The sequence below is a fragment of the Affinirhizobium straminoryzae genome (assembly GCF_007004135.1).
Classification (GTDB): Bacteria; Pseudomonadota; Alphaproteobacteria; order Rhizobiales; family Rhizobiaceae; genus Neorhizobium; species Neorhizobium straminoryzae.
In genome coordinates, this window is the sequence record NZ_VJMG01000082.1 from 20,417 (window position 1) to 27,487 (window position 7,071).

General features: G+C 61.2%; 8 protein-coding genes and 1 pseudogene. 6 read left to right on the forward strand and 3 right to left on the reverse strand.

Annotated features, from left to right (window positions below; translation table 11 throughout):
- The first annotated feature begins 103 nt into the window (after window positions 1-103).
- On the forward strand, window positions 104-940 hold the full coding sequence (locus FNA46_RS23535; protein ID WP_143127659.1) for a helix-turn-helix domain-containing protein: 837 nt from the start codon (window positions 104-106) through the stop codon (window positions 938-940).
- 116 nt (window positions 941-1,056) lie between these two features.
- Window positions 1,057-1,499, forward strand: a pseudogene (locus tag FNA46_RS23540) (hypothetical protein); the annotation flags it as partial.
- 328 nt (window positions 1,500-1,827) lie between these two features.
- Here the strand turns inward: FNA46_RS23540 and FNA46_RS23545 are convergent.
- Together FNA46_RS23545 and FNA46_RS23550 are read right to left on the reverse strand one after the other, a co-directional pair.
- On the reverse strand, window positions 1,828-2,466 hold the full coding sequence (locus tag FNA46_RS23545; protein WP_143127660.1) for an NrsF family protein: 639 nt from the start codon (window positions 2,464-2,466) through the stop codon (window positions 1,828-1,830).
- 1 nt (window position 2,467) lies between these two features.
- Window positions 2,468-3,004 (reverse strand): sigma-70 family RNA polymerase sigma factor, encoded by a 537-nt coding sequence (locus FNA46_RS23550; RefSeq protein WP_143127661.1) that lies wholly within the window; start codon window positions 3,002-3,004, stop codon window positions 2,468-2,470.
- Between the two features lie 184 nt (window positions 3,005-3,188).
- Here FNA46_RS23550 and FNA46_RS23555 point away from each other — a divergent pair, with 184 nt between their 5' ends.
- The 4 genes from FNA46_RS23555 to FNA46_RS23570 all read left to right on the forward strand — a co-directional run bounded on the left by FNA46_RS23555 (window position 3,189) and on the right by FNA46_RS23570 (window position 5,694).
- Entirely contained in the window at window positions 3,189-3,476 is a 288-nt protein-coding gene (locus tag FNA46_RS23555; protein WP_143127662.1) for a BufA1 family periplasmic bufferin-type metallophore, read from the forward strand.
- A 63-nt stretch (window positions 3,477-3,539) separates the two neighbouring features.
- Window positions 3,540-4,421: an MNIO family bufferin maturase gene (gene bufB / locus FNA46_RS23560; protein WP_143127663.1), complete on the forward strand. Its 882-nt coding sequence runs from the start codon at window positions 3,540-3,542 to the stop codon at window positions 4,419-4,421.
- Window positions 4,418-5,200 (forward strand): HvfC/BufC N-terminal domain-containing protein, encoded by a 783-nt coding sequence (locus FNA46_RS23565; RefSeq protein WP_143127664.1) that lies wholly within the window; start codon window positions 4,418-4,420, stop codon window positions 5,198-5,200. Before bufB ends, FNA46_RS23565 begins: the two co-directional genes overlap by 4 nt.
- The gene (locus FNA46_RS23570; RefSeq protein WP_143127665.1) at window positions 5,197-5,694 is read left to right on the forward strand and encodes a DoxX family protein; all 498 of its coding nucleotides are present in this window, start codon (window positions 5,197-5,199) and stop codon (window positions 5,692-5,694) included. The genes FNA46_RS23565 and FNA46_RS23570 overlap by 4 nt, the downstream gene beginning before the upstream one ends.
- A gap of 663 nt (window positions 5,695-6,357) precedes the next feature.
- Here the strand turns inward: FNA46_RS23570 and FNA46_RS23575 are convergent.
- Window positions 6,358-7,071, reverse strand: a 714-nt coding sequence (locus FNA46_RS23575) for a Na/Pi cotransporter family protein (RefSeq protein ID WP_143127666.1), incomplete at its 5' end; no start/stop codon positions are given.

Consider the following 7,071-nt stretch of genomic DNA (forward strand, 5'->3'; position numbering starts at 1 on the left):
TTTCACCAAGCGGAAGGGCGGACAATGAGAGTATGGTGACCGATTGTTGATTTTGATAATAAAAAAAGAAATATGTTTACAATTATGAACAATGAGGTGATTTGTGGACAAACGCGCACTGTCGGACCTTTTCCGCATCCGACTGATGGAACTCGTGACCCGGTCCGGCGCCAGCCACTCCGCTTTCGCGGAGGGAATCGGCATCGACAGATCTGCGCTTTCACAACTGTTGTCTGGCAGTTCCGCGCGTCTTCCACGCGTCGAAACCCTTCTCAAGATTGCGGAGCGCCACTCGGTGTCGATGGACTGGCTTCTCGGCATATCGCACGATCCGGGTCTGACGGGAGAGTTGCGGCCGAGCTTCGAAATCGAGGAAGGCGGCGAGGATTATACCGAGACGCTGCTCATGAAATGGCATGCCGAGGCGACCGGCTCCAAGATCCGCTATGTCCCTGCCCGTATCCCGGATCTTCTTCGCACGCCGGAAATCATCGCCTTCGAAGCCGATTCCGCGCATCAGAGCGTGAAGGCGCAAACGAGCGAAACGGCCTTCCGTCTCGATTATAATCGTCAGCCCGGCACGGATATGGAAGTGTGCATGCCGCAGGAGACACTGCAAGGCTTCGCACAAGGGCGCGGCATGTGGAGCGGTTTGAAGCGCGAGGTCCGCGCCGAACAGCTGCAGTATATGGCCAGCCTGATCAACGAGCTATACCCCTCGTTTCGCCTGTTCCTGTTCGACGAAAAGGAGCGGTTTTCCGTTCCCTACACGATTTTCGGATCACAGCGCGCCGCCATCTTCGTGGGTGGAATGTATCTCGTGCTGAACAATGCCGACTCGATCCGGAAAATGCAGCGTCATTTCGATCAGTTGATCAGGTTCACCCGTATCCATGCTCACCAAACCGCTGACTACGTGCGAACCCTCAAAGTGTCATGACCGGATTGTTCCGTCTTGAACAGCCTCGGGATTTGTAGGCGCTGACCTGCTGCAGAGGTGGCACGGGAAATCCGCACAGCGGGTGTAAGTGGAATTTCTATCTGACTGCGGCTTCGATGCGGGGAACACGAGATACCATAAGGAGACGACCGCGCCGGAACCTCAGTCCGGCTTTCAAGGGAAAGCAGCATCGCCGCCATCCGAGGCGAGCAGACGCTGGAAGAATTGCCACAGCACTTTGTGACGCGCATGTGAACAAGATCAGACAGCGGAAAGACCAGCTTCTTGAGGGATGAAAAGCGTTTTGGCGATGAAGCGAAGACGGAACCGGCTGCCAACCGTCAATGTGAAGACGCTGTACGCCACGATCGGCGGGTTGACAGTTTAGAACGATGCTCTGCCTGGGCTTACGCGGCCCCACCGGGACCACGGTCCCTGCTTCGATAGCCGGAGCGTTCGCCATGGCGGGATTGCCGGACGAAAAGAAATGATCGACCGCTCGCAAAAACTGTCGATCGCACGCCAAGCAGAGCTTCTCGGCTTCAGGCGTGGCAACGTTACAGAGGGCCGATCTTGCGATTGCCGATCACCTACCATATCCCCCATAAACGATCCGCGCACCAATGCCACCGGCATGATCTTGGTCAATCATCCGACGACGGTGGAGGCGGACCTGCCCTTCGGCGGCATCCAGCGCTCCGGTTACAGGCGCGAATTGCTGGGGCTCGGCCTCAAGGACAAAATCAAGCAAAAATTGAACACCATTATCGATGTCGACGCGCGCGTCTGATCGCTGGACATCCGGGCGGCGCAACGCAGGCCACCCGCAGCCCGGATATCTCATTCATCGCCGAGCTTCGGTGGCCGATGAGCGCAAACGACCCTGCTCACCAGCGCGCCACGCGGGGGCCGAGGATCGTGCCCAGCAAGGCAAGGCCTGCGATCGCGATGGAATACCAGGTGGCAACGAATAGCGGAGAGTCGTCCGGGCAGTGCGCGGCATAGAAAGTCGCAGACAGCCCGCCGGCAAGCAGTCCGGCAACGGCGCCGGCAACCGCCGGGTGGGTGGGCGCGCCATGACGAAGTGCCAGCAGGAACACGGCCAGCGGCACAAGCCCGATCAGGGGAATGAAGGTCAGGCAGGTGGAGATGTTGGTGCCCCACCAGACCGTACGCCACTGGTCGGAGGGCACGGCGACGAGTTCGGTGACGACGGCAAGTGCAACGGCGACGGGCGCTGCGGCCATGAGCAGTGCCGGCCGCACAACATTCGAGCCCGGCCGCGAAAGCGCCCGTACAAGTTCAAAGGCGGTCGATGCTAGCAAAAGCGTTGCGACGAATTTGAACAGGAAACGCAGCGTATGGGCTGCCGCCATGAAATCCGGACGCGGACCGAGCGAAAGCCAGAAGACGACTGCGGCGGCGAGCGTCGCCCCCGCCAGGGCCACCTGCCAGGTGCGACCAAGGGATATGGGCTGTCGCGCATTATCGGCCTTCAGCGCATTGATCAGGTCTTCGGTCTGCATGTCAGCTCCGTCCAAATTTCTTCGCGATTGCGCGCAGTCCTCGATGCAGCGTCACCCGCACCGCCGTTTCCGTCATGTTGTATTTCGCGGCCGTCTCGCCGATCGAATGGCCTTCGATCGAAATGGCCGCAACCACGGAACGCTGGCCCGGTGCCAGTCCGTCGAGCACCCGGCGCATGTCGCGCTCGCTCACCGTCTCCGCTTCCTGCTGGGCAACGGTGTTGGCGATATCGTCGATATCGACCTCCACCCGGCGACCGCGCTTGCGAAAGGCGTCGATCAGCTTGAAGCGCGCTATCGCGAAAACCCACGGCAGAACAGGCGCATCACTCCTCCAGGTATGCCGCTTGGTATGGATCGCCAGAAGCGTTTCCTGCACGATATCCTCGGGATCGAGGCTACCGTCGATGATCCTGCGTCGGGCAAAACCCCGCACGAGAGCCCCGGTTCGCCTCAGAAACGCGGCATAGGCCTTCTCGTCTCCCGCGATCGCGGCCTGCAGCCACATGGCGAGCTCTTCTTCGTCCTGGCCGCTCAACGCATGTCTCCTGTTCGTGCAGACCAGCCAGATTGTTACGCGTCGGTCGGGATCTTGTCCAATCGCCTGCAAAAGCCGCTCACGAACTCGTGTTTAGCGCCGGCCGTAACAGGTGGAGTGCCGGAACGAAGACACAAGTACGCAGCCGGCAACCGGCCTGCGGACGTCAAAGAGGAGAACACACATGAACCGTTCCACGCTTACGCTCGCGCTTGCCGGCTCGCTCGCCAGTGCCATCGCATCCACCGCCTTCGCGGCACCGCTCGCCCCGGAGAAGATGGTCGGCAACGAGAAATGTTACGGCATCGCCCTGAAGGGCCAGAATGATTGCGCCGCCGGCCCGGGCACCACCTGCGCAGGCACCTCGACGATGGATTACCAGGGCAATGCCTGGAAGGCCGTGCCGGCCGGCACCTGCGTCTCGATGAACGTCAACGGCCACAAGGGCATGCTGGCTCCGGTCAAGAGCTGAACCTCGGTCGGAGGCCCGGCTTGCCGGGTCTCCGTCTCATCCATCACCCTCGGGAGAACGGCAATGTCCATCACAGCAGACCGCGCCCTCGCCTTGCCGCAACGCGCCGGCCTTGGCCTCAAGCCGGAACATTACGCAACCATCCTCGCCGACCGGCCGGATGTCGGCTTCTTCGAGGTGCATGCCGAAAACTACATGGGCGCCGGCGGGCCGCCGCATCGCTATCTCGAGGCGATCGCGGATCTCTATCCCCTTTCCGTGCATGGCGTCGGCCTGTCGATCGGCGCAGCACGCCCCCTCGACAGGGAGCACCTGAAACGGCTGCGCCTGCTGGTGGATCGTTACCGGCCGCAGAGCTTTTCCGAGCATCTGGCCTGGTCGACACACGACAGCGGTTTCCTCAACGATCTTTTGCCTCTGCCCTATACGGCGGAGACCCTGGCGCGGGTCATCGACCATGTCGATGAGACCCAGCAATGGCTTGGGCGACCGATGCTGCTTGAAAATCCCTCGACCTATCTGCTGTTTTCCGAGAGCACCATCGACGAGATCGATTTCCTCGCGGCCGTTGCCAGCCGAACCGGCTGCGGACTGCTGCTCGACGTCAATAATGTCATGGTTTCCGCCGTCAACCACCGTCTTGATCCGGTTTCCTACATTGACCGCTTTCCGATCGAACGGGTGGGGGAAATCCATCTGGCGGGCTATGACGAGACGATCGATGGCGCCGGTGACCGGCTGCTGATTGATGCGCATGGCAGCGCCGTGAGAGCCGACGTCGTGGAACTTTTCCGGCATAGCCTGTCACGGAGCGGTCCCCTGCCGACCCTGATCGAGTGGGACAATGACGTGCCGGATTTTGCCACGCTTCACGCAGAGGCGATTCGCGCGGATGCCATGCTGTCTGCCGCTGCCCCGCACGGGGGCGTCATACGGGCCGCATGACCATGACCTTTCAGGACAGCCAGAACGCCTTTGCGTCCGCCCTTCTCCATCCGGACCTACCGCTGCCGCACGGCATCACGACTGCGCGCGGCACAGCCGATCCCCTGCGCTTTGCCATCTATCGCAACAATGTCCATGTCAGCCTGACGATGGCGCTCGCGCAGCGTTTTCCGGTCACGCAGCGGCTGGTCGGCTCCGACTTCTTCACCGGAATGGCGCGCGTCTATGCGGCTGACCACAAGCCGGCCTCGCCGCTTATGATGCATTACGGCGACGATTTCCCCGCCTTCATCGCGGCATTTCCGCCTGCAGCCTCCGTCGCCTATCTGGCCGACGTGGCGCAGATCGAGGTCGCCTGGAGCGAGGCCTATCATGCGGCCGACGGGCCGCCTCTCGAAATCGCGCAGCTCGCCGCCATTGCGCCCGAACGCATCGCCGATCTGGTGGTGATACCGCATCTTTCGACACGGCTGGTGCGGTCGGATTTCCCGGTGGGCTCCATCTGGAGCGCCCATCAGGACGAGACGGTGATGCCGGTCGGCGAATGGCGGGCGGAAGCAGTTCTCATCGTCAGGCCGGAAATGCAGGTGGAGATCCGGATCCTGCCGGAAGGCGATGGCGAATTCCTCGCCTGCCTGCTTGGTGGCGCCACCCTCGGCGACGCCGCAGAGGCGGCCTTTGCGGTGGCTGCAGATTTCGATTTCGGATCGGCGCTGACCGGCCTGACCATGCTCGGCGCCTTCAGCGCCTTCGAACCTTCGGAAGGAGAAGTCTCATGACCACCAACATCACCTCCTCCCGCGGGCGCGGCGAAGCACTTGCCTCGCTTCATCGCCGCGCCGATGGCCTGCTTACCACCATTCCGCCGTCACTGCCGCTGCTGGCCTTGCGCTTCGCCCTCGCGATCCCGTTCTTCAATTCCGGGCTGACCAAGTGGGACGGCTTCCTCACTCTGTCGACCGGCGCGCGCTATCTGTTCCAGGAAGAATTCAGACTGCACCTGTTCGGCAGCGAATTTCCCTATCCCCTGCCGCTGACCATGGCGGCAGCCGCCGGGACCGCCGAGCTCATTCTGCCCGTTTTGCTGGTGCTCGGCCTGTTCACGCGCTATGCGGCCCTCGGCCTGCTGACGATGACGGCCGTCATCCAGCTGACCATTCCGGATGGCTGGGTCAATTTCCATCTTCCCTGGGCCGCCATGGCATTGGCCCTTGTCGTTTACGGCGGCGGCCGGATTGCGCTTGATCCCCTCGTCCCGTGGGGCAGGAACTGATTGAGATCAGCTCTGGCGCAGGAATCGTTCATTGCGGTGTCGCAGGTGGTCACCGGTGATTTCCTGTCGGTTCGGTTGGTTCAAGCTCAACCTGAGGGACACCACCGATGACAGACGACGTGATGAACCTGCGCTCACTCGTTAAGAAGAGCGCCGATGCGGGTTTGGCTCGCGCGAGATGCGCTCTGCGAAGGGGATCACCCTGTGATAGCCATGCAAGACGATGCCTGAAACAAACCGTTCCCTCGTTGCTTCAGCCAAAATTCACGGCCCAGACAGATCGGACCTCGTGGCGGATGCGACCGCCTGGATCCCGATACCGACAATCCTTCCCCGCCGATCGTCGATAAAAGTATTGATGTCAGCATCGTTCAATCCGCGTTTCCGTCTCCCCCTGAGCCGCCACACTCGATCTCCCAGCCTGACTATTTTCCTTTCTCCGACCTGCGCGTGGATCACGCCAACACGCAGATATGGCCCACGTTCGAGCGCAATCGACAGCCAGACTCCCTGAGGGGACGCGACGGATTTGCCTTGCGTGAGCAAGCCCCAATTTTCGACCCCGTTGGCGGACCCCTTCGCAAGAAACGACGATGCCACGCTCCAGCATCAGTTCCTGGACGATGCGCAGGCGCGGCAGGAGCCGAAAATTGAGCCACATCGTTACGACTGATGCACGCGACGACCCGCCGGCTCTGAATCCAGCTCGGCAACGGAGCGAAGGCGGCTTTCGATCAGCAGGCCGCTGTTATCCAGGATCGGATGGGCGACCGAGACGATGTGGGCATTGATCCGCTTGAGATCGCGCAGGATGTCCAGATGCAGCGAACTCGTCTGAAGGCTTTCCAGCTTCCCGTCACGCAGTCGTTCGATATGGCGCTCGGCGGATTCCTTTTCCATACGACGCACCTCGACTTTCACTTCCATCATCTGGCGGGCAAGGCGGAAGTCGCGCGTGACGAAAATGGTCTGCGCAATGCGCAAATTGTCGAGCGTCAACTCAAACAGCGTGCGCAGCTCGCGGTGACCGTCTTCGGAGAATCTGAGGCCGAGCGTCGCCTTCTTTGTGACCTGCGCCAGCAGACCCTTTTCGATGATATCGCCGATATGTTCGAGATTGATCGCGTAGTCGATGATATCGATGGAACGACGGCTGTCTTCCGGGGAGAGGCCCATGCGGCCGAGTTTGGAGAGATAGACCTTTACCTCTTGCTGAAGCCTGTCCACACGCGCTTCCAATGGCGGGATGTCCATCAGCTTGGCCAGATTGTCCCGCTCGAAGGAATCGGACGCGCGCATCAGCATGCGCTCGATGAGGTCGCCGATGCCTAAAACCTCGCGCGTGGCACTGGCGAGAGCCACGCGCGAGGTTTTAGG

Excerpts from the sequence above, each read along its gene's own strand:
- FNA46_RS23545 (WP_143127660.1), bottom strand. The coding sequence starts at position 2,466 with ATGCAGACCGAAGACCTGATCAATGCGCTGAAGGCCGATAATGCGCGA.
- FNA46_RS23555 (WP_143127662.1), top strand. The coding sequence starts at position 3,189 with ATGAACCGTTCCACGCTTACGCTCGCGCTTGCCGGCTCGCTCGCCAGT.
- bufB (WP_143127663.1), top strand. The coding sequence starts at position 3,540 with ATGTCCATCACAGCAGACCGCGCCCTCGCCTTGCCGCAACGCGCCGGC.
- FNA46_RS23565 (WP_143127664.1), top strand. The coding sequence starts at position 4,418 with ATGACCATGACCTTTCAGGACAGCCAGAACGCCTTTGCGTCCGCCCTT.
- FNA46_RS23570 (WP_143127665.1), top strand. The coding sequence starts at position 5,197 with ATGACCACCAACATCACCTCCTCCCGCGGGCGCGGCGAAGCACTTGCC.